The organism is Streptomyces sp. DSM 120436, assembly GCF_055778765.1.
This window is the reverse complement of sequence record NZ_JBSKBS010000002.1, coordinates 1,226,147-1,247,127: the sequence shown is the minus strand read 5'-3', so window position 1 is coordinate 1,247,127 and position 20,981 is coordinate 1,226,147. Positions and strand designations below refer to the sequence as shown.

Sequence of the window (20,981 nt, the reverse complement as noted above, 5' to 3'; positions counted from 1 at the left end):
CCCCCTTCACGCCGTCCGTCAGTCCTCCGGCGACTCGTCGCCGTCCTGATCGGTGTCGGTCTCCTGCCGGGGCGGCTTCGGCGGACGGGACCGGCCGCCCGGCCCGTCGCGCCGGTAGGACGGCCCGTCCGGACCCTCGGCGGTGGCGTGCCCGCCGGGCGGACCCGACGCACCGTCACGCCGCCGCAGATACCGCTCGAACTCGCGGGCGATGGCCTCTCCGGACGCCTCCGGCAGCTCGGCGGTGTCCCGCGCCTCCTCCAGCGTCTGCACGTACTCGGCGACCTCGCTGTCCTCCGCGGCCAGCTGGTCCACGCCCACCTGCCAGGCACGCGCGTCCTCGGGCAGCTCGCCCAGCGGGATCCGCACGTCGATCAGGTCCTCGAGCCGGTTCAGCAGGGCCAGCGTGGCCTTCGGGTTGGGCGGCTGCGACACGTAGTGCGGGACCGCCGCCCACAGCGACACCGCGGGGACGCCCGCGTGCGTGCACGCCTCCTGGAGGATGCCGACGATGCCCGTGGGCCCCTCGTACTTGGTCTCCTCGAGATCCATGCGGCGGGCCAGGTCCGGGTCGGACGTGGTCCCGCTGATCGGGACCGGACGGGTGTGCGGGGTGTCACCGAGCAGCGCGCCCAGCACCACCACCAGCTCCACGCCCAGTTCGTGCGCGAAGCCGAGGATCTCGTTGCAGAACGAGCGCCAGCGCATGGACGGTTCGATGCCGCGCACCAGCACCAGGTCGCGCGGTTTCTCACCGCCCACCCGCACCACCGACAGCCGCGTCGTCGGCCAGGTGATCTTCCGCACGCCGTTCTCCATGAACACCGTGGGGCGGTTGACCTGGAAGTCGTAGTAGTCCTCGGCGTCGAGCGCCGCGAACACCTCGCCCTTCCACTCCCTGTCCAGATGCGCGACCGCGGTGGAGGCGGCGTCACCGGCGTCGTTCCAGCCCTCGAACGCGGCCACCATGACCGGGTCGATCAGCTCGGGAACCCCCTCGAGCTCGATCACCCAGCGCCTCCTTCCGACGTGCCCTCATGTACGCACCAACCTTACGGCGTGTCCACGGGAGCGCCCGCAGCTCCCCGTACAAGGGGGAGTGCCCCATCACTGCCCCGCACCGCGCCGGGAAACACCCGTACGGCGGACCGCGGAACGCGGCGAGGGGCGGCCCCGCAGGCGGGACCGCCCCTCGCCGCGCGTCGGCCTCCGTGCGGGGAAGCCGGCGCGGGCGCGGTCACTTCCTGCCGAGCAGCTCCTGCACGTCCGCCCGGACCTCGTCCGTGGCCAGGCCGCGGATCGTCAGCGTGGTCCGGCGGCGCAGCACGTCGTCCGTCGTCTCGGCCCACTCGTGGTCCCGGGCCCACACGACCTGCGCCCAGATCTCCGGGGCGTCCGGGTGGATCCGGCGGGCCAGCGCCGGATCCTCGTTCGCCAGCCGGGCGATGTCGAACGCCAGCGACCCGTAGTGGGTGGCCAGGTGCCGGGCGGTGTCCGCGGCCATGCGCGGGCCGGGCGCCGGACCGTCCACCAGCAGGCGGTGGGCGACGGCACGCGGGTTGGCCACGCCCGGCAGCGGCACCTTCTTCGGCAGCGCGCCGACCGGCTCGAAGTCCTCGCCCAGCGGGTGGCCGGGCAGCTCCTGCAGCTTGCGCATCACCGTGCGGCCGATGTGGCGGAACGTCGTCCACTTGCCGCCCGCGACGGACAGCATCCCGCCCCGGCCCTCGGTGACCACCGTCTCCCGCTTGGCCTTGGCCGTGTCGCCGGGGCCGCCCGGCAGCACCCGCAGACCGGCGAAGGAGTACGTGATCAGGTCACGGTCGAGCTGCTGGTCGCGGATGGAGAACGCGGCCTCGTCGAGTATCTGCGCGACGTCCTTCTCGCTGACCGCGACGTCCCCCGGGTCGCCCTCGTACTCCTCGTCGGTGGTGCCGAGCAGCAGCATGTCCTCCCAGGGGAGGGCGAAGGTGATCCGGTACTTGTCGATCGGCGTGGCCAGCGCCGCCTTCCACGGGGAGGTCCGCTTCAGGACCAGGTGCGCGCCCTTCGACAGCCGGATCGACGGGGCGGCGTCCGGGTCCTCCATGCGCCGCAGGTGGTCCACCCACGGGCCGGTGGCGTTCAGCACCAGCCGGGCGTTGACGCCGAACTCCTCGCCGGAGAGCCGGTCGCGCAGCTCGGCGCCGGTGACCCGGCCCTTGGTGAAGCGCAGGCCCGTCACCTCGGCGTGGTTGAGGACGACCGCGCCCGAGTCGGCCGCCGCGCGGACCGTCATCAGCGCCATGCGCGCGTCGTTCATCTGGTCGTCGCCGTACACGGCCACGGCCTTCAGGTTCTCGGTGCGCAGCTCCGGCACGTCCTGCGCGGCCTTCGCCGGCGACAGCAGGTGGCCGACGCCGTCGCCGAAGGCCGACAGCGCCGAGTAGGCGAACACGCCGGCCCCGAGCTTCGCCGCGCCGTGCGGCCCGCCCTTGTACACGGGGAGGTAGAACGTGAGCGGGTTCGCCAGGTGGGGGGCCACCTGGCGGGAGACCGCACGGCGCTCGAAGTGGTTCTCCGCCACCAGCTTCACCGCGCCGGTCTGCAGGTAGCGCAGACCGCCGTGGAGCAGCTTGGACGAGGCGGAGGAGGTGGCCCCGGCGAAGTCACCGGCGTCCACCAGAGCCACCCTGAGACCGGACTGCGCGGCGTGCCAGGCGGTGGAGATGCCCAGGATGCCGCCGCCGATGACGAGGAGGTCGTACGACGCCTTGGAGAGCTGCTCCCGGGTCTCGGCGCGGCTCGGGTTCGGGCCGGACGCCGGGTGCGTCCCCAGGGCAGGCACGGACTGCAGGGTGGCTTGGGTGGTCATGGCGGTTCTACTCCTCGTCCTCGAGCCAGCCCATGGTCCGCTCGACGGCCTTGAGCCAGCTCTTGTACTCACGGTCGCGGATGTCCGCGTCCATGCGGGGGGTCCACTCGGCGGCCCGCCGCCAGTTGGCGCGCAGGTCGTCGGTGCTGTTCCAGAAGCCGACGGCCAGGCCGGCGGCGTAGGCGGCGCCGAGGCAGGTGGTCTCGGCGACCATCGGGCGCACCACGGGGGCGTCCACGAAGTCGGCGAGGGTCTGCATCAGCAGGTTGTTGGAGGTCATGCCGCCGTCGACCTTGAGGGCGGTGAGCTCCACGCCGGAGTCCTTCGTCATGGCGTCGGCGATCTCCCGCGTCTGCCAGGCGGTGGCCTCCAGGACGGCGCGCGCGAGGTGCGCCTTGGTCACGTACCGGGTGAGGCCGGCGATCACACCGCGGGCGTCGGAGCGCCAGTACGGGGCGAACAGGCCGGAGAAGGCCGGCACGAAGTAGGCGCCGCCGTTGTCCTCGACGGACAGCGCCAGGGTCTCGATCTCGGCGGCGGTGGAGATCAGGCCCATCTGGTCGCGCATCCACTGCACCAGCGAACCGGTGACGGCGATCGAGCCCTCCAGCGCGTAGACCGGCTTCTGGTCGCCGATCTGGTAGCCGACCGTGGTCAGCAGGCCGCTGTAGGAGTTGATGAGCTTGTCGCCGGTGTTCATCACCATGAAGGTGCCGGTGCCGTACGTCGACTTGGTCTCGCCCTCGGCGAAACAGGTCTGGCCGAACAGCGCCGCCTGCTGGTCGCCCAGGGCGGAGGCCACCGGGATGCCGCCGAGCAGCTCGCCCAGCTTGCCGCCCTTGATCTCGCCGTACACCTCGGCGGAGGAGCGGATCTCCGGCAGCATCGGGGTCGGGACGCCGATCGACTCGGCGATCCGCTCGTCCCACTGCATGGTGTGCAGGTTCATCAGCATGGTGCGGGAGGCATTGGTCACGTCGGTGACGTGCCGGCCGCCGTCCACTCCGCCCGTGAGGTTCCAGATGACCCATGTGTCCATGGTGCCGAAAAGAATGTCGCCCGCCTCCGCGCGCTCCTTCAGCCCTTCGACGTTGTCGAGCAGCCAGCGCGCCTTCGGACCGGCGAAGTAGGAGGCCAGGGGAAGGCCGGTCTCACGGCGGAAGCGGTCCTGGCCGACGTTGCGGCCGAGCTCCTTGCACAGGGCGTCGGTGCGGGTGTCCTGCCAGACGATGGCGTTGTGGACGGGCTCACCGGTGTTCCTGTCCCACAGCACGGTGGTCTCGCGCTGGTTGGTGATGCCGATGGCCTTGATGTCGTCCCGGGTGATGCCGGCCTTGGCGACGGCGCCGGCGACCACCTCCTGGACGTTGGCCCAGATCTCGGTGGCGTCGTGCTCCACCCAGCCGGGCTTGGGGAAGATCTGCTCGTGCTCCTTCTGGTCGACGGAGACGATGCGCCCGTCGCGGTCGAAGACGATGCAGCGGGAGGACGTGGTGCCCTGGTCGATGGCGGCGATGAACGGGCCGGCGGTGTGGGCGTCGGTCACGGTGTGCTCCTGGGAGTTCCTTGGTTACGGGGCAAGGGGTACGGCGCTTCTACAACGATCGCGGAGGAAGGCGAATCGGTCATCTATGCGAAGGCGATGTTGTAGACGCCGGCCGCGAGGGCACCGCCGATCAGCGGACCGGCCACCGGGACCCAGGCGTACGACCAGTCGGAGCCGCCCTTGTTGGGCAGCGGCAGCAGGGCGTGGACGATGCGGGGGCCGAGGTCGCGGGCGGGGTTGATGGCGTAACCGGTCGGGCCGCCCAGCGACAGGCCGATCGAGACCACCACGAGCGCCGTGATCAGACCGCCGAGCACGCCGAGGCCGTTGCCCGCGTCGTTCAGGCCCTGGGTGAGGATGGCGAGCAGCAGCACGAAGGTGCCGATGATCTCCGTGGCGAGGTTCTGCACCGTGTGACGGATCTCCGGGCCGGTGGAGAAGACGCCGAGCACCGGGCCCGCGCCCTTCTCCTGGGCCTGGACGGCCTTGGCGGCGGTCGTCTGGGCGCCCGGCCCGCCGACGATCTCCTTGTCGGTGAGGTGGGCCTGGAACTGGCCGTAGTAGGCGAGCCACACCAGCGTGGCGCCGATCATCGCGCCGAGCACCTGCGCGGCGAAGTAGTTCGGGACGTCCGCCCACGTGCCGTCCTTGATGGCGAGCGCCAGGGTGACGGCCGGATTCAGGTGGGCGCCGGAGAGCGGACTCGATATGTAGACCGCCGTCATGACGGCGAAGCCCCAGCCGAAGGCGATGGCGAGCCAGCCGGCGTTACGGGCCTTGGAGGCCTTGAGCGTCACGGCGGCGCACACACCGCCGCCGAGCAGGATGAGTATGGCGGTACCGATGGTCTCGCCGATGAAGATGTCGGAGCTGGACACCCGCGACTCCTTTGTCCTTCGTCCAGGGTGCCGACCCCCGGGTCCCTCCGGGGATGGGCGCCCTCAGGGGTGAGAGCGTTGCCGGCCCTTGGCGTTGTCCCACTCTAGCGCGTATTGCCGGTAGGTGTTCGACAATGCCGACCGATGGACGGGAGTCTTGCCCGGCACCGGAGATGCGTCAAGAGTCTCGGTTGCCGAAAATGCGATCGTTACTGATCGCCGGGGCGGCCGGGGTGGACCGGCGGCTGTGTGTTCCTGTCCGCGCGCATGCCTGTGCCCCGGCCCGCCCGCAGGGCGTCCGGGTGCTGTGCGGTTCCGTGTCCGGTGCGCGCCCGCCCGCTCAGAAGCGTCCGGCGCCCAGGTCCCGCGACACCGCGCGGGCGCAGTCGCGCACCGCCGCGATCAGCTCGGGCCGCAGCTCGCCGTCCTTGCGCAGCCGCTCCACCGCCCCCGTGATGCCGACCGCCCCGACCGGCATGCGCCGCCGGTCGTGGATGGGCGCGGCGAGCGAGGCCACGCCCTCCCAGGTCTCCTCCACGTCCGCGGCGTAACCCCGCGCGCGGATCAGGTCGAGGGCCTGCTCGAAGGCTCCGACGTCGCACACCGTGCGGTCGGTGAACGCCTTGCGGTCGGCCTCCAGGACCTCGCTGCGCGCCACCGGGTCGTAGGCGGACAGGACCTTGCCGAGGGCCGTGGAGTGCAGCGGCTGCATCGCGCCGATCTCCAGCACCTGCCGGCTGTCGTCGGGCCGGAAGACGTGGTGCACGATGAGCACGCCCTGCTGGTGCAGCACCCCGAGGTAGACGCTCTCGCCGCTGGAGCGGGCCAGGTCGTCCGTCCACACCAGGGCGCGGGCCCGCAGTTCGTGGACGTCCAGGTAGGTGGTGCCCAGGCGCAGCAGCTCGGCGCCCAGCTGGTAGCGGCCGGACGCCTCGTCCTGCTCGACGAATCCCTCCTGCTGGAGGGTGCGCAGGATGCCGTGGGCGGTGCCCTTGGCCAGGCCCAGCGAGGAGGCGATGTCCGAGAGGCCGAGCCGTCGCTCGCCGCCCGCGAGCAGGCGCAGCATCGCTGCCGCCCGTTCGAGCGACTGGATGTTCCGTGCCATCGCCGTACTGCCTCCGTCCCCTACGAGCGCCGACTCGCGACGTCGCTGCCGCTGTTCGGCAATGCCGAACACTACCGGTCGATGCCGACCTCTCGCTAATGGTCGGTCATGATCGGCCGGGTTCTCCCCGCCCCGGCCGTCGCTCTCCGGCCATCTTCGTCCGGCCCGTGGACGCCCCCGACGCCAGGGGGCGGTCCCGGATACCCTGACGGCGTGCGCCCTGCCGGGGAAGCTCGAACAGGTGACTTTTCCGGGCAGCCGCAAAGCCGACAGCCGTCGCACCTGAGGGAGCCCTTTTCATGGCCTCGTTGCCGCTGACCCCTTCCGCCGACAGCCGGACCCGCGTGTCCGCACTCCGTGAGGCGCTGGCCACCCGTGTGGTGGTCGCCGACGGAGCGATGGGCACCATGCTCCAGGCCCAGGACCCGACTCTCGAGGACTTCCAGAACCTCGAGGGCTGCAACGAGATCCTGAACCTGACCCGCCCCGACATCGTCCGTTCGGTCCATTCCGAGTACTTCGGCGCGGGCGTGGACTGCGTGGAGACCAACACGTTCGGCGCCAACCTCACCGCTTTGGGCGAGTACGACATCCCCGAGCGCGTCCTCGAGCTGTCCGAGGCGGGCGCCCGCATCGCCCGCGAGACGGCGGACGAGTTCACCGGCCGCGACGGCCGGCCGCGCTGGGTGCTGGGCTCCATGGGCCCGGGCACCAAGCTGCCCACCCTCGGCCACACCACCTTCGGCGCCATCCGCGACGCCTACCAGCAGAACGCCGAGGGCCTGCTCGCCGGCGGCGCCGACGCGCTGCTGGTGGAGACGACGCAGGACCTGCTGCAGACCAAGGCGTCCGTCATCGCCGCCCGCCGCGCCATGGAGGCCGTCGGCCTCGAGGTCCCGCTGATCGTGTCGGTCACGGTGGAGACCACCGGCACGATGCTGCTCGGCTCCGAGATCGGCGCGGCCCTGACCGCGCTGGAGCCCCTCGGCATCGACATGGTCGGCCTGAACTGCGCGACCGGCCCCGCCGAGATGAGCGAGCACCTGCGCTACCTCGCCCGTCACTCCCGCGTCCCGCTGTCGTGCATGCCGAACGCGGGCCTGCCCGAGCTGACCAAGGACGGTGCCCACTACCCGCTGACGGCGCCCGAGCTGGCGGACGCGCAGGAGACGTTCGTGCAGGAGTACGGACTGTCGCTGGTGGGCGGCTGCTGCGGCACCACCCCCGAGCACCTGCGGCAGTTGGTGGAGCGCGTGCGGGACCTGGCCCCCGCGCAGCGCGATCCCCGTCCCGAGCCGGGTGCGGCCTCGCTGTACCAGTCGGTGCCGTTCCGTCAGGACACCTCCTACCTGGCGATCGGCGAGCGGACGAACGCCAACGGGTCGAAGAAGTTCCGCGAGGCCATGCTGGAGGGCCGCTGGGACGACTGCGTGGAGATGGCCCGGGACCAGATCCGCGAGGGCGCGCACATGCTCGACCTGTGCGTGGACTACGTGGGCCGGGACGGCGTGGCCGACATGGAGGAGCTGGCGGGCCGGTTCGCGACCGCCTCCACGCTGCCGGTCGTGCTGGACTCCACCGAGGTGGACGTGATCCGGGCCGGGCTGGAGAAGCTCGGCGGCCGCGCGGTGATCAACTCGGTGAACTACGAGGACGGCGACGGCCCCGAGTCCCGCTTCGCCCGCGTCACCGCGCTGGCGCGCGAGCACGGTGCGGCGCTGATCGCGCTGACCATCGACGAGGAGGGGCAGGCGCGCACGGCGGAGAAGAAGGTCGAGATCGCCGAACGCCTGATCGCGGACCTGACCGGGAACTGGGGCATCCGTGAGGAGGACATCCTCGTCGACTGTCTGACGTTCACGATCTGCACGGGCCAGGAGGAGTCCCGCAAGGACGGCGTGGCCACGATCGAGGGCATCCGCGAGCTGAAGCGCCGCCACCCGGACGTGCAGACCACCCTCGGTCTGTCGAACATCTCCTTCGGTCTGAACCCGGCCGCCCGCATCCTGCTGAACTCCGTCTTCCTCGACGAGTGCGTGAAGGCGGGCCTGGACTCGGCGATCGTGCACGCGAGCAAGATCCTCCCCATCGCCCGGTTCAGCGAGGAGGAGGTGACCACCGCGCTGGACCTGATCTACGACCGCCGCCGTGAGGGCTACGACCCGCTGCAGAAGCTCATGCAGCTCTTCGAGGGCGCGACGGCGAAGTCGCTGAAGGCGGGCAAGGCCGAGGAACTGGCCGCGCTGCCGCTGGAGGAGCGCCTCAAGCGCCGCATCATCGACGGCGAACGCAACGGCCTCGAACAGGACCTGGACGAGGCGCTGCGGACGCGCAAGGCCCTCGACATCGTCAACGACACCCTGCTGGACGGCATGAAGGTGGTCGGCGAGCTGTTCGGCTCCGGCCAGATGCAGCTGCCGTTCGTGCTGCAGTCCGCCGAGGTCATGAAGAACGCGGTCGCCCACCTCGAGCCGCACATGGAGAAGACCGACGAGGCCGGCAAGGGCACGATCGTGCTGGCCACGGTCCGCGGCGACGTCCACGACATCGGCAAGAACCTCGTCGACATCATCCTGTCGAACAACGGCTACAACGTCGTCAACCTCGGCATCAAGCAGCCCGTCTCCGCGATCCTGGAGGCCGCCGACGAGCACAAGGCCGACGTGATCGGCATGTCGGGTCTGCTGGTGAAGTCCACGGTGATCATGAAGGAGAACCTGGAGGAGCTCAACCAGCGCGGCCTGGCCGCCGACTACCCGGTCATCCTGGGCGGCGCCGCCCTCACCCGCGCCTACGTCGAGCAGGACCTCCACGAGATCTACCAGGGCGAGGTCCGCTACGCCCGCGACGCCTTCGAGGGCCTGCGCCTGATGGACGCCCTCATCGGCATCAAGCGCGGCGTGCCCGGCGCGAAGCTGCCCGAGCTGAGGCAGCGCCGGGTCCGCGCGGCCACCGTCGAGATCGACGAGCGGCCCGAAGAGGGCAGCGTGCGCTCCGACGTGGCCACCGACAACCCGGTCCCGGAGCCGCCGTTCTGGGGCACCCGTGTCATCAAGGGCATCCAGCTCAAGGAGTACGCGTCCTGGCTCGACGAGGGCGCGCTGTTCAAGGGCCAGTGGGGTCTGAAGCAGGCCCGCACCGGTGAGGGCCCCACCTACGAGGAGCTGGTGGAGACCGAGGGCCGGCCGCGGCTGCGCGGTCTGCTGGACCGGCTCCAGACGGAGAACCTGCTGGAGGCGGCCGTGGTCTACGGCTACTTCCCCTGTGTCTCCAAGGACGACGACCTGATCGTCCTGGACGAGGAGGGCAACGAGCGCACCCGCTTCACCTTCCCCCGCCAGCGCCGCGGCCGCCGGCTGTGCCTGGCGGACTTCTTCCGCCCGGAGGAGTCCGGGGAGAAGGACGTCGTCGGCTTCCAGGTCGTCACCGTCGGCTCCCGGATCGGCGAGGAGACCGCCCGGCTGTTCGAGGCCAACGCCTACCGCGACTACCTCGAACTCCACGGCCTGTCCGTCCAGCTCGCCGAAGCCCTGGCCGAGTACTGGCACGCCCGCGTCCGCTCCGAGCTCGGCTTCGCCGGCGAGGACCCGGCCGCCATGGAGGACATGTTCGCCCTGAAGTACCGGGGCGCCCGCTTCTCCCTCGGCTACGGCGCCTGCCCCGACCTGGAGGACCGCGCCAAGATCGCGGACCTGCTCCAGCCGGAACGCATCGGCGTCCAGCTCTCCGAGGAGTTCCAGCTCCACCCCGAGCAGTCCACGGACGCCATCGTGATCCACCACCCGGAGGCGAAGTACTTCAACGCCCGCTGAGCCGGTCCGGCCGCCGGCCCCGGCGGCCGCACCAGGCACTTCCGGCGCGCACGACGTACACTGGTCGGTCCACTGCAGGCCGGTTCCCTTGTGGGAACCGGCCTGATCGTCCCTACAGGAGGTATGTGGATGACCAGTACGGTCCCCGCGCTCGGAACCCTTACGGCCGAAGGCTCGGCCCTCCAGGCCGTGCTCCTCGACATGGACGGCACCCTGGTGGACACCGAGGGCTTCTGGTGGGACGTCGAGACGGAGGTCTTCGCCTCCCTCGGACACACCCTCGACGACGCCTGGCGCCACATCGTGGTCGGCGGCCCCATGACCCGCAGCGCGGGGTTCCTCATCGAGGCGACCGGGGCCGACATCGGCCTCGACGAACTCACGGTGCTGCTCAACGACGCCTTCGAGAGCCGCATCGACCACAACCTGCCGTTGATGCCGGGGGCCGCGCGCCTGCTCGCCGAGCTGGCCGAGCACGAGATCCCGACGGCGCTCGTCTCCGCCTCCCACCGGCGCATCATCGACCGGGTGCTGCCCGTCCTGGGCCCCGAGCACTTCGCCCTGTCCGTCGCCGGCGACGAGGTGCCGCGCACCAAGCCGCACCCCGACCCCTACCTCGCGGCGGCCGCCGGGCTCGGCGCCGACCCCGTGCGCTGCGCGGTCGTCGAGGACACGGTCACCGGCGTCACCGCCGCCGAGGCCGCCGGCTGCCAGGTCGTCGCGGTGCCGTCCGTGGGCCCGATCACCCCGGCCGCCCGGCGCACGATCGTCCCCTCGCTCGACGTGGTGGACCTGCCGTTCCTGCGCGGTCTGATGACGGACCTGCGCTAGCCGCTCACGCGGTGTGCACCGCCGCCGGAACCGGGCGTGCGCGGCGCTCCGTCCAGGGGCCGTTCCGTCCGAGCCGCGCGCCCGCGTTCCGGCCGCCGGCGGCCGATCCCGCAGAGCCGCCGGACCCCTTTTCACATGTGATCTTGATCACGAATTCACTCATCGACAACGATGTCCGGGCGTGCATCCCGCCCGATTCAGGAGATCACCGGCGCGCCCATGTGTCCCGGTTGGTGAGAAGCTGCACCAATCCTTCCCCGGTCATCTCTGTCGGTCCGTTCACACCTGGTTCCACTGCGTGATGAGGCCCCGGCTCCGGGCGCCGCGAACGCTCCCGCGGACGCGGACTAATGTCGTCGCGAGAACCACACCCCTCCTTGCCCTCCGCCGTGGTGACCCCTGCCCGCGGATGACACGGAGCCGACAACGTCCTGGAGAAACTCGAGCATGAACCGCAAGACTTTGGTGCTGGCGGCCGCAATGGGCCTGCTCGCGCCGGTGCTCGCCGCCTGTGGTGACAGCGAGGGCGGGAGCGGCGGCGGCGATGCGATCGTCGTGGGCACCACCGACCGGTTCACCGCGTCCGAGGAAGAGGGACTCGCTCCCCTCGACCCCGCCTGGGCCTACGACGTCGGCACCTGGAACATCCTGCGGCAGACCGTCCAGACCCTCATGGTCCAGCCCCGCGGCGACGGCGAGCCGGTTCCCGAGGCCGCCGAGTCGTGCGGCTTCACCGACGCCGGCAACGAGCGGTACACCTGCACCCTGCGCGAGGGCCTGAAGTTCTCCGACGGTGACCCTGTCACCGCGCAGGACGTGAAGTACTCCATCGAGCGCGCCCTCTCCCTCCAGGGCGACAGCGGTGTCTTCGCGCTGCTGTCCACCATCGACACCGTCGAGACGCAGGGCGACCGCGAGGTGATCTTCCACCTCAAGGCGGCCGACGCCACCTTCCCGTACAAGCTGTCCACCCCGGTCGCGGGCATCGTCAGCAAGGACGACTACGCCCAGGACAAGCTGCGCGAGGGCTTCGACGTCGACGGCTCCGGCCCGTACACGATGGAGAGCGAGGTCAAGGACGGCACCCTGGTCCGCGCCACCTTCACCAAGAACCCCTCGTACAAGGGCGCGCTCCAGGTCAACAACGACAAGGTCGAGCTGGTCAACTACGACAGCGCCGACGCCATGGGCGACGCGCTGAACGACGGCAAGATCGACGTCATGACCCGCAGCATGTCGCCGGAGCAGATCCAGAAGCTGGCCAACGCCACCGACGGCGAGGTCGAGCTGGTGGAGTCCCCGGGTCTGGAGATCCGCTACCTGGCCTTCAACACCAAGGCCGAGTCGGTGAAGGACAAGGCCGTCCGTCGGGCGATGGCCCAGGTGATCAACCGCGACGAACTCGTCGCCAAGGTCTACGGCAGCCAGGCCGAGCCGCTGTTCTCGCTGGTGCCCGCCGGCGTCACCGGCCACTCCAACGCCTTCTTCAACACGTACGGCGACCCGGACGTCGCCAAGGCCCGCGAGCTGCTCGAGGATGCCGGCGTCGACACGCCGGTGAAGCTCACGCTGCACTACACGACCGACCACTACGGTCCGGCCACCAAGGCCGAGTTCGAGCAGCTCAGCAAGCAGCTCAACGACAGCGGCCTGTTCGAGACGGACATCCAGGGCACCTCCTGGAACAAGTTCCGGCCGGCCGGGCAGAAGGGCAAGTACGACGTCTACGGCATGGGCTGGTTCCCGGACTACCCGGACGCCGACGCCTTCGTCGCGCCCTTCCTCGACGAGGACAACTTCCTCAACTCGCCCTACGTCAACACCGAGATCCGCAAGGAGCTGATCCCCGAGTCGCGTCGTCAGGCCGACCGCCTCAACGCCTCGAAGAGCTTCACGAAGATCCAGGAGATCGTCGCCGACGAGGTCCCCGTGCTGCCGCTGTGGCAGGGCAAGCAGTACCTCGCCGCCCGTGACGACATCACCGGCACCGCCTACGCGCTCAACTCCTCCTCCACGCTCCAGTTGTGGGAGCTCGGACGCGGCGTCAGCGGCTGACGGACCCAGCCGCCCTGCACACGACGTGGGGGTGCCCTCCCGGCCGGGAGGGCACCCCCACGTCGTGTCCGCTCCCGCGGGCTACTGCGCGCCGGGGCGCACCAGCCCGCTCTCGTACGCGTACACCGCTGCCTGCACGCGGTCGCGCAGCCCCAGCTTGGTCAGCACGTGACCGACGTGTGTCTTCACGGTGGTCTCGCTGACGAACAGGTCGGCGGCGATCTCCGCGTTGGACAGCCCGCGCGCCACCAGTTTCAGCACCTCGACCTCGCGGTCGGTCAGCGTGTGCAGCGTGTCCGGCACCGGCTCCTCACCGGACGGCAGGTGCGTGGCGTACTTGTCCAGCAGCCGGCGCGTGATGCTCGGCGCGAGCATCGCCTCACCGGCGGCCACCACACGGATCGCCTGCACCAGCTCGTTGGCCGGGGCGTCCTTCAGCAGGAAGCCGCTGGCTCCCGCCTTCAGCGCCTCCACCACGTACTCGTCGAGATCGAACGTGGTCAGCACCAGCACTTTCGCAGGGCCGTTCCGCTCCGGGCCGGTGATCTGGCGGGTGGCCTCCACCCCGTCCATCCGCGGCATGCGGATGTCCATCAGCACCACGTCGGGCTGCAGCGCCCGCACCTGGTCCAGAGCCTGGAGGCCGTCCCCGGCCTCGCCGACGACCGCGAGGTCCTGTTCGGCCTCCAGGATCATCCGGAATCCGGTGCGCAGCAGCGGCTGGTCGTCGACCAGTAGGACGCGGATGGCCACGTAAGTCTCCTTCGCTAGTCCGGCCCCATTCTGCCCTGCTCGGCCCCGCCGGACTCAGGCGCCCTCAAGGGCAGGGGGTACGGCGGGGGAGTGCCGCCGAACTCCGGACAGTGTGCCTGGTGGTCGCACCAGCCGCAGAGCTTCGTCGGGCGCGGCCGCCAGTCGCCCGTCTCGGTCGCCCGCCGGATCGCCTCCCACAGCGCGAGCAGCTTGCGCTCCACCCGCTCCAGATCGGCGAGCACCGGGTCGTACGTCAGCACGTCCCCGCTGCCCAGGTACACCAGCTGGAGGCGGCGCGGGACGACCTTCTTCAGCCGCCACACCACGAGGGCGTAGAACTTCATCTGGAACAGCGCGCCCTCCGCGTACTCCGGGCGGGGCGCCTTGCCCGTCTTGTAGTCGACGATCCGCACCTCGCCGGTGGGTGCCACGTCCACCCGGTCGATGATCCCGCGCAGCCGCAGCCCGGAGTCGAGCTCCGCCTCCACGAACAGCTCCCGCTCGGCGGGCTCGAGCCGGCTCGGGTCCTCCAGCGTGAACCACCGTTCGACCAGCGCCTCCGCCTCCGTGAGCCAACGGGCCAGCCGCTCGCCCTCCGGGTCGTCCGCGAACAGCTCCGCGACCTCCGGCCGGCTCTCGCGCAGCCGGTCCCACTGGCCGGGGACCAGCGACTTCGCGCGCGGCACGGTGCGGTCGGCGGCCGGTGCGTCGAACAGCCGCTCCAGCACCGCGTGCACCAGCGTGCCCCGGGTCGCCGCCTCGCTCGGCTTCTCCGGCAGCCGGTCGATCACCCGGAACCGGTACAGCAGCGGGCACTGCATGAAGTCACTCGCACGGGACGGCGACAGCGAGGCGGGCGGCGCGGCGGGAGGCCCGGCCACCACGACCGTGTCCGCTGCCTCCCCGGGCCCGGCCGGGCTGATGTCGGGCCGCGTCGCGCCCCCGGTGCTCGTCTCCATGACCACAGACCTTACGGCCCGGCGCCGACAACGCGGCGGCCCTGTGGACAAAGGCGGGGAAGGACCAGGGAGGAGGGTGGGGAAGGACCAGGGAGGAGGGTGGGGAAGGACCAGGGAGGAGGGTGGGGAAGAAGGGGAACGAGGGGGTAGGGACAGGGGTGCGGGGCGGAAGGGGCGGCGGACGCCGCATACCATCGATCCCAGGACCCTCCCGTCCGGCAGGCGCGGGAGACGCAGCGAACGAGGGGACACCGGTGGACGTAAGCGGCGGGCGCGGACGGCCGCGGCCCGGCAACGACGAGTCGGCCGAGCACACGGGGCCCCAGGCCCCGGCCCCCGGCGGCACCCACGGCACCGGTGAGCCCGCCCCGACCCCGGCGGCCCCCGCCGGCCCCGACGCCACGGGCGGCTCCCGGAGGACTCCCGCCGCACCGGCGGCCCCGGCCGCTCCGGCGCCTGCCGGCCCGGACGGCGCGGGCGACTCGACACCGCCGGCCGAGGGCGACGGCGGACGGGACGCCGCGAACGCCGCGTCCGGTTCCGAGGGCCCTCACGGCACCACGCCCGGGCCGGACGCCCGGGGTCAGGAGCTGGCCCGGCCGCACGCGTCGGACGGGGCCGGGCCGCGGCCGGAGCACGCCGACCGGCCGTTCGCCCACTCCGGCGCCGGCAAGGGACCCGCCCCGCAGCGCCCCGAGGAGCGGCGGCGCGGCGGGCTGCTGATGGGCCGGCCCTTCGGCGTGCCCGTGTACGTGGCGCCCAGCTGGTTCCTCGTGGCGATCCTCATCACCTGGGTGTTCGGCGGCCAGATCGACCGCATCCTGCCCGAGCTGGGCGCGGCCAGCTATCTGGTCTCCCTGTTCTTCGCGGTGGCCTTCTACGCCTCCGTGCTGGTGCACGAGCTCGCCCACACCCTCGCAGCCCTGCGCTTCAAGCTCCCGGTGCGCCGCATCCAGCTCCAGTTCTTCGGCGGCGTCTCCGAGATCGAGAAGGAGGCCGAGACGCCCGGCAGAGAGTTCGTACTGGCGTTCGTCGGCCCCCTGCTCTCCCTGGTACTGGCCGGGCTGTTCTACCTCGGTCTCCTCGCCGTCGACCCCAGCAGCGTCGCCGGTGTGCTGCTGGCCGGCCTGATGGTGTCCAACCTCATCGTGGCCGTCTTCAACCTGCTGCCCGGCCTGCCGCTGGACGGCGGCCGGATGCTGCGCGCGGTGGTCTGGGCGATCACCGGCAGGCCCATGACCGGCACGGTCGCCGCCGCCTGGGTGGGCCGCGCCCTCGCCGTCTCCGTCCTGATCGGCCTGCCGCTGCTCACCCAGTCCGGGGCGCTCGGCTCCGACGCCGTGGACAACGTCGGCATGGACACCGTCCTCGACGCCCTGCTCGCCGCCATCCTCGCCGCGATCATCTGGACCGGCGCCGGCAACAGCCTGCGCATGGCCCGCCTGCGCGAGCACCTGCCCGAGCTGCGGGCCCGCGCCCTCACCCGCCGCGCGGTCCCCGTGGAGACCGACACCCCGCTCTCCGAGGCCCTGCGCCGTGCCAACGCGGCCGGCGCCCGGGCCCTGGTCGTCGTCGACCCCGACGGCGTGCCGATCTCCCTGGTCCGCGAGGCCGCGATCGTCGGCGTCCCGGAGCACCGGCGGCCCTGGGTGCCGGTCGGCGGGCTCGCCCAGGACCTCACCGACGGCATGCGCGTCTCCGCGGAACTGGCCGGGGAGGAACTGCTGGACGCGCTGCGCGCGACGCCCGCCACCGAGTACCTGGTGGTCGAGGAGACCGGCGAGATCTACGGCGTGCTGTCCGCCGCCGACGTGGAGCGGGCCTTCGTGAAGGCCATGGCGCGCCCCTCCTGACCCGTCGTCCCGGCCGCCGTCCGTGGTCGGCGGGCCCCTCGGGGACCGGTAGGCTGGTCACATGTCCGAACCGACCGGTGCCGCCCGCAGGCGCGGGCCCTTCAAGGTCGGGGACCAGGTACAGCTGACCGACCCCAAGGGCCGCCACTACACGTTCACGCTCGAGGCCGGGAAGAACTTCCACACCCACAAGGGTTCCTTCCCCCACGACGAACTGATCGGCGCTCCCGAGGGCAGCGTTGTCCGCACCACCGGGAACGTCGCCTATCTCGCGCTGCGCCCCCTGCTCCCCGACTACGTCCTGTCCATGCCCCGAGGGGCAGCCGTCGTCTACCCGAAGGACGCGGGGCAGATCCTCGCCTTCGCCGACATCTTCCCCGGCGCACGCGTCGTCGAGGCGGGCGTGGGCTCCGGCTCGCTCAGCAGCTTCCTGCTGCGCGCCATCGGCGACCAGGGCATGCTGCACTCCTACGAGCGCCGCCAGGACTTCGCGGAGATCGCCCAGCAGAACGTGGAGCGCTACTTCGGCGGCCCGCACCCCGCCTGGCAGCTCACCGTCGGCGACCTCCAGGACAACCTGTCCGACACCGACGTCGACCGCGTCATCCTCGACATGCTGGCCCCCTGGGAGTGCCTGGAGGCCGTCTCCAAGGCGCTCGTGCCCGGCGGCATCCTCTGCTGCTACGTGGCCACCACCACCCAGCTCGCCCGGACCGTCGAGTCCATCCGGGAGATCGGCTGCTTCAACGAGCCGACCGCCTGGGAGACGATGATCCGCAACTGGCACATCGAGGGCCTGGCCGTCCGTCCCGACCACCGGATGATCGGCCACACCGGCTTCCTGCTCACCGCCCGCCGGCTCGCCGACGGCGTCGAGCCGCCCATGCGCCGCCGCCGCCCGGCCAAGGGCGCCTACGGCGAGGACTACTCCGGCCCCAACGCCGACGGAGGCACCGGCCGCTGACGCGGTCCGCGCGCTCTCAACGGCCCGGCGCCGTGGGGCAGTTCCGATACGTCACCGGGAACTGCGCCACGGCGCCGACGCCTTGACGCCGGGGACCCGCACCGACCCGCACGGCGGCTCCGCGCGACGACCGCGGACCCCGCCGTTCCCTCCGTACCGTGGCGTGTGGCACGATGCTGGCCACCCTCACCGGCACAGCCCTCACAGGAGACACTCCTCGTGCAGCCTTCCGCCGTTCCGGAGCTCGCCCACACGCACGCCCGGCCCATCCACTGGGTCGCCACCGCCACGGCCGTCGCCGGTGTCGTGGCGCTCTCCTCCGTCCTGCAGCCCGGCCCCGCGACCGCCGCCGCGCCGGGCGCCCCGCGGACCGAGCGGGCTCCCGCGCAGGCGCTGCCGCCCGACCCGGCCGACGTGGAGTTCCCGCTCGACTGCGGCCCCGTGAAGCTGGTGGTCAAGAAGCAGGCGTCCGGCGACCTCGACGGCGACGGCCGCCGCGAGACGGTGGCGGCGGTGCACTGCGACGCCCCGATGGGCACCCCGCCCGACGGCTTCTACGTCCTCACGCAGGCGGCCGGCGCCTCGAAGCCGCGCCTGGTGGCCACCCTCCTCGACCCCAAGGAACGCAGCAACGTCGAGGACTTCGCCGTACGCGGCGGGGACGTCGTCGCCACGCTGCTCGGCTACTCGTCCGCCGACGTGCCCCGTTGCTGCCCCGACGTGCGCGAGACCGTGAAGTGGCGCTGGGACGACGGCGCGTTCGTCCGGTCCACGCCGTCCGACGCGCGGAGCGTGTGACCCCGTGCGGGAGCGCGCGCCAGGCCGGCGCGCCACCGGAGGTGTGACATCAGGCAGACGCGACCGGCCGTGCGGCGGCGGTCACCCGGCGTCCGGTCCGTACACCTCCACGCTGTCCGAAACCCGTCGGACGTGGATGCACTCGCCGGGGCACTCCTTCGCGGAGTCGACGACGTCGGTGAGGAGCGGCAGCGGGACGGGCGTTGCCGCGCCCTTGTCCTGGAGCAGCTCGTCCTGCTCGTTCTTCACGTACGCCAGGCCGTCGATGTCCAGCTCGAACACCTCGGGCGCGTACTGGGCGCAGATGCCGTCGCCGGTACACAGATCCTGGTCGATCCAGACCTCCAGGGCCTCGGCGCCGGTTGCGGCCTCCTGCTGCACGATCGTCTCTCCTGCCGTGTGGTTCGCCGAGCCGTGCCGGAATCCGGCCAGCTCTGACGGGTGTTGAACACGTCGACCCTAACGCCGACTGGGTTCCGATCATTCTCGTTGGGTATTCCCCTGGCGTGAGGGAGAGCGCAAGGGTGAAGATCGGACACACCCCGACCGTCTTTGTGATCTAGGGGTTTCAATCGACACCCGCCCAGGTAGGGTCTGGAAGCGTCCAGCTCCCCTTGGAGGAGGTGAGGACCGTGGCAGCCCACGACGACGACATGAACCGCGGCATCCGCCCGGGACGCGGGTCCGACGACCCGGCCGGGCAGATCGCCTACCTTGAGCAGGAGATCGCCGTCCTGCGACGCAAGCTCGCCGACTCTCCGCGGCACACGAGAATTCTCGAAGAGCGGATCGTCGAGTTGCAGACCAATCTGGCCGGTGTGTCCGCCCAGAACGAACGGCTGGCGAGCACCCTCCGTGAGGCCCGCGACCAGATCGTGGCCCTCAAGGAGGAGGTCGACCGGCTCGCCCAGCCCCCGGCCGGCTTCGGAGTCTTCCTCGAGGCGAACGAGGACGGCACGGCCGACATCTTCACCGGCGGCCGCAAGCTGCGGGTGAACGTCAGCCCGAACGTCGAGCTGGAGGAGCTCCGGCGCGGCCAGGAAGTGATGCTCAACGAAGCGCTCAACGTGGTCGAGGCCATGGAATTCGAGCGCGTGGGCGAGATCGTCACCCTCAAGGAGATCCTGGAGGACGGCGAGCGGGCCCTGGTGCTGGGCCACACCGACGAGGAGAGGGTGGTGCGGCTCGCCGAGCCGCTGCTGGACGTCACCATCCGCGCCGGCGACGCCCTGCTGCTGGAGCCCCGCTCCGGGTACGTCTACGAGGTCGTGCCCAAGAGCGAGGTCGAGGAGCTCGTCCTCGAGGAAGTCCCCGACATCGGCTACGAGCAGATCGGCGGCCTCGGCAACCAGATCGAGGCCATCCGCGACGCGGTCGAGCTGCCGTACCTCTACCCGGACCTGTTCAAGGAGCACGAGCTGCGGCCGCCCAAGGGCGTGCTGCTCTACGGCCCCCCCGGCTGCGGCAAGACGCTCATCGCCAAGGCCGTGGCGAACTCGCTGGCCAAGAAGGTCGCCGAGGTCACCGGTCAGGCCGCGGGCAAGAGCTTCTTCCTCAACATCAAGGGCCCCGAGCTGCTGAACAAGTACGTCGGTGAGACCGAGCGGCAGATCCGCCTGGTCTTCCAGCGGGCCCGGGAGAAGGCCAGCGAGGGCACCCCCGTCATCGTCTTCTTCGACGAGATGGAGTCCCTCTTCCGCACCCGCGGCTCCGGCGTCAGCTCGGACGTGGAGAACACCATCGTCCCGCAGCTGCTCGCCGAGATCGACGGTGTCGAGGGCCTGCAGAACGTGGTCGTGATCGGCGCCTCCAACCGCGAGGACATGATCGACCCGGCCATCCTGCGTCCCGGCCGGCTGGACGTGAAGATCAAGATCGAGCGTCCGGACGCCGAGGCGGCCAAGGACATCTTCGGCAAGTACCTCACCGAGCGCCTCCCGCTGCACGCCGACGACCTCGCCGAGCACGGTGGCGACAAGTCCATGACGGTCCAGAGCATGATCCAGACCGCCGTGGAACAGATGTACGCCGAATCCGAGGAGAACCGCTTCCTGGAAGTCACCTACGCCAACGGCGACAAGGAAGTCCTGTACTTCAAGGACTTCAATTCCGGCGCCATGATCGAGAACATCGTGGGCCGCGCCAAGAAGATGGCGATCAAGGACTTCCTGGAGAAGAACCAGAAGGGCCTCCGCGTCTCCCACCTCCTCCAGGCCTGCGTGGACGAGTTCAAGGAGAACGAGGACCTGCCCAACACCACCAACCCGGACGACTGGGCCCGGATCTCCGGAAAGAAGGGCGAGCGGATTGTTTACATCCGCACCCTCATCACCGGAAAGCAGGGCGCGGACACCGGACGCTCCATCGACACGGTGGCGAACACCGGTCAGTACCTGTAAAAGCGAGGGCGGCTGCGGGTGCCCACGACGGGTACCCGCAGCCGACTGCTTTTCGGGGCCACGGCTGGAGCACAGCAATGACGCAAATGATCTCCCCACCAGCGCAAAGGCGTTCTAGGCTCTTCCGTACCGCCGAGTCGCGCAGTGCGGGGACGGGCACCGCACACGCACCGG

15 protein-coding genes are annotated in these 20,981 nt (G+C 71.1%); 7 read left to right on the top strand and 8 right to left on the bottom strand.

All coding sequences use genetic code 11. From position 1 onward, the window contains the following. Positions 1-18 precede the first annotated feature (18 nt). The 5 genes from ACWH4W_RS27670 to ACWH4W_RS27650 form a co-directional block, all read right to left on the bottom strand. The gene (locus ACWH4W_RS27670) at positions 19-1,011 is read right to left on the bottom strand and encodes a PAC2 family protein (RefSeq protein WP_473078540.1); all 993 of its coding nucleotides are present in this window, start codon (positions 1,009-1,011) and stop codon (positions 19-21) included. Between the two features lie 226 nt (positions 1,012-1,237). Continuing rightward, positions 1,238-2,854, bottom strand: a complete 1,617-nt coding sequence (locus tag ACWH4W_RS27665) for a glycerol-3-phosphate dehydrogenase/oxidase (RefSeq protein ID WP_473078539.1) — start codon at positions 2,852-2,854, stop codon at positions 1,238-1,240. 7 nt (positions 2,855-2,861) lie between these two features. Beyond that, positions 2,862-4,400 (bottom strand): glycerol kinase GlpK, encoded by a 1,539-nt coding sequence (gene glpK, locus ACWH4W_RS27660; protein ID WP_473078538.1) that lies wholly within the window; start codon positions 4,398-4,400, stop codon positions 2,862-2,864. 83 nt (positions 4,401-4,483) lie between these two features. Continuing rightward, a complete protein-coding gene (locus tag ACWH4W_RS27655; protein ID WP_473078537.1) occupies positions 4,484-5,278 on the bottom strand; it encodes an MIP/aquaporin family protein in 795 nt (264 codons plus the stop codon). Positions 5,279-5,618: 340 nt separating this feature from the next. After that, positions 5,619-6,383, bottom strand: a complete 765-nt coding sequence (locus tag ACWH4W_RS27650; RefSeq protein ID WP_473078536.1) for an IclR family transcriptional regulator — start codon at positions 6,381-6,383, stop codon at positions 5,619-5,621. A gap of 299 nt (positions 6,384-6,682) precedes the next feature. Between ACWH4W_RS27650 and metH the strand changes: the two genes are divergently transcribed. The 3 genes from metH to ACWH4W_RS27635 all read left to right on the top strand — a co-directional run bounded on the left by metH (position 6,683) and on the right by ACWH4W_RS27635 (position 13,081). After that, on the top strand, positions 6,683-10,195 hold the full coding sequence (gene metH / locus ACWH4W_RS27645) for a methionine synthase (RefSeq protein ID WP_473078535.1): 3,513 nt from the start codon (positions 6,683-6,685) through the stop codon (positions 10,193-10,195). Between the two features lie 129 nt (positions 10,196-10,324). Continuing rightward, complete coding sequence (locus ACWH4W_RS27640; protein ID WP_473078534.1) at positions 10,325-11,026, top strand: HAD family hydrolase; 702 nt, start codon at positions 10,325-10,327, stop codon at positions 11,024-11,026. A 447-nt stretch (positions 11,027-11,473) separates the two neighbouring features. Beyond that, positions 11,474-13,081, top strand: a complete 1,608-nt coding sequence (locus ACWH4W_RS27635) for an ABC transporter substrate-binding protein (protein ID WP_473078533.1) — start codon at positions 11,474-11,476, stop codon at positions 13,079-13,081. An 81-nt stretch (positions 13,082-13,162) separates the two neighbouring features. Here the strand turns inward: ACWH4W_RS27635 and ACWH4W_RS27630 are convergent, their stop codons facing one another. Beyond that, positions 13,163-13,834, bottom strand: a complete 672-nt coding sequence (locus ACWH4W_RS27630; RefSeq protein ID WP_024885186.1) for a response regulator — start codon at positions 13,832-13,834, stop codon at positions 13,163-13,165. 14 nt (positions 13,835-13,848) lie between these two features. Further along, positions 13,849-14,793 carry a RecB family exonuclease gene (locus ACWH4W_RS27625; RefSeq protein ID WP_473078532.1) on the bottom strand — a complete coding sequence of 315 codons (945 nt, stop codon included), beginning with the start codon at positions 14,791-14,793 and terminating at the stop codon, positions 13,849-13,851. Positions 14,794-15,047: 254 nt separating this feature from the next. On the opposite strand from ACWH4W_RS27625, the gene ACWH4W_RS27620 reads away from it, so the two are divergent. The 3 genes from ACWH4W_RS27620 to ACWH4W_RS27610 all read left to right on the top strand — a co-directional run bounded on the left by ACWH4W_RS27620 (position 15,048) and on the right by ACWH4W_RS27610 (position 18,408). Continuing rightward, positions 15,048-16,646 (top strand): site-2 protease family protein, encoded by a 1,599-nt coding sequence (locus tag ACWH4W_RS27620; protein ID WP_473078531.1) that lies wholly within the window; start codon positions 15,048-15,050, stop codon positions 16,644-16,646. A 61-nt stretch (positions 16,647-16,707) separates the two neighbouring features. Then, positions 16,708-17,610 carry a tRNA (adenine-N1)-methyltransferase gene (locus ACWH4W_RS27615; protein ID WP_290004469.1) on the top strand — a complete coding sequence of 301 codons (903 nt, stop codon included), beginning with the start codon at positions 16,708-16,710 and terminating at the stop codon, positions 17,608-17,610. 219 nt (positions 17,611-17,829) lie between these two features. Continuing rightward, the gene (locus ACWH4W_RS27610; protein WP_473078530.1) at positions 17,830-18,408 is read left to right on the top strand and encodes a hypothetical protein; all 579 of its coding nucleotides are present in this window, start codon (positions 17,830-17,832) and stop codon (positions 18,406-18,408) included. A gap of 81 nt (positions 18,409-18,489) precedes the next feature. Here ACWH4W_RS27610 and ACWH4W_RS27605 read toward each other — a convergent pair whose 3' ends face one another. Beyond that, entirely contained in the window at positions 18,490-18,789 is a 300-nt protein-coding gene (locus ACWH4W_RS27605) for a ferredoxin (RefSeq protein ID WP_093765789.1), read from the bottom strand. Between the two features lie 251 nt (positions 18,790-19,040). Between ACWH4W_RS27605 and arc the strand changes: the two genes are divergently transcribed. After that, positions 19,041-20,807: a proteasome ATPase gene (arc, locus tag ACWH4W_RS27600; protein WP_473078529.1), complete on the top strand. Its 1,767-nt coding sequence runs from the start codon at positions 19,041-19,043 to the stop codon at positions 20,805-20,807. Positions 20,808-20,981: the final 174 nt, after the last annotated feature.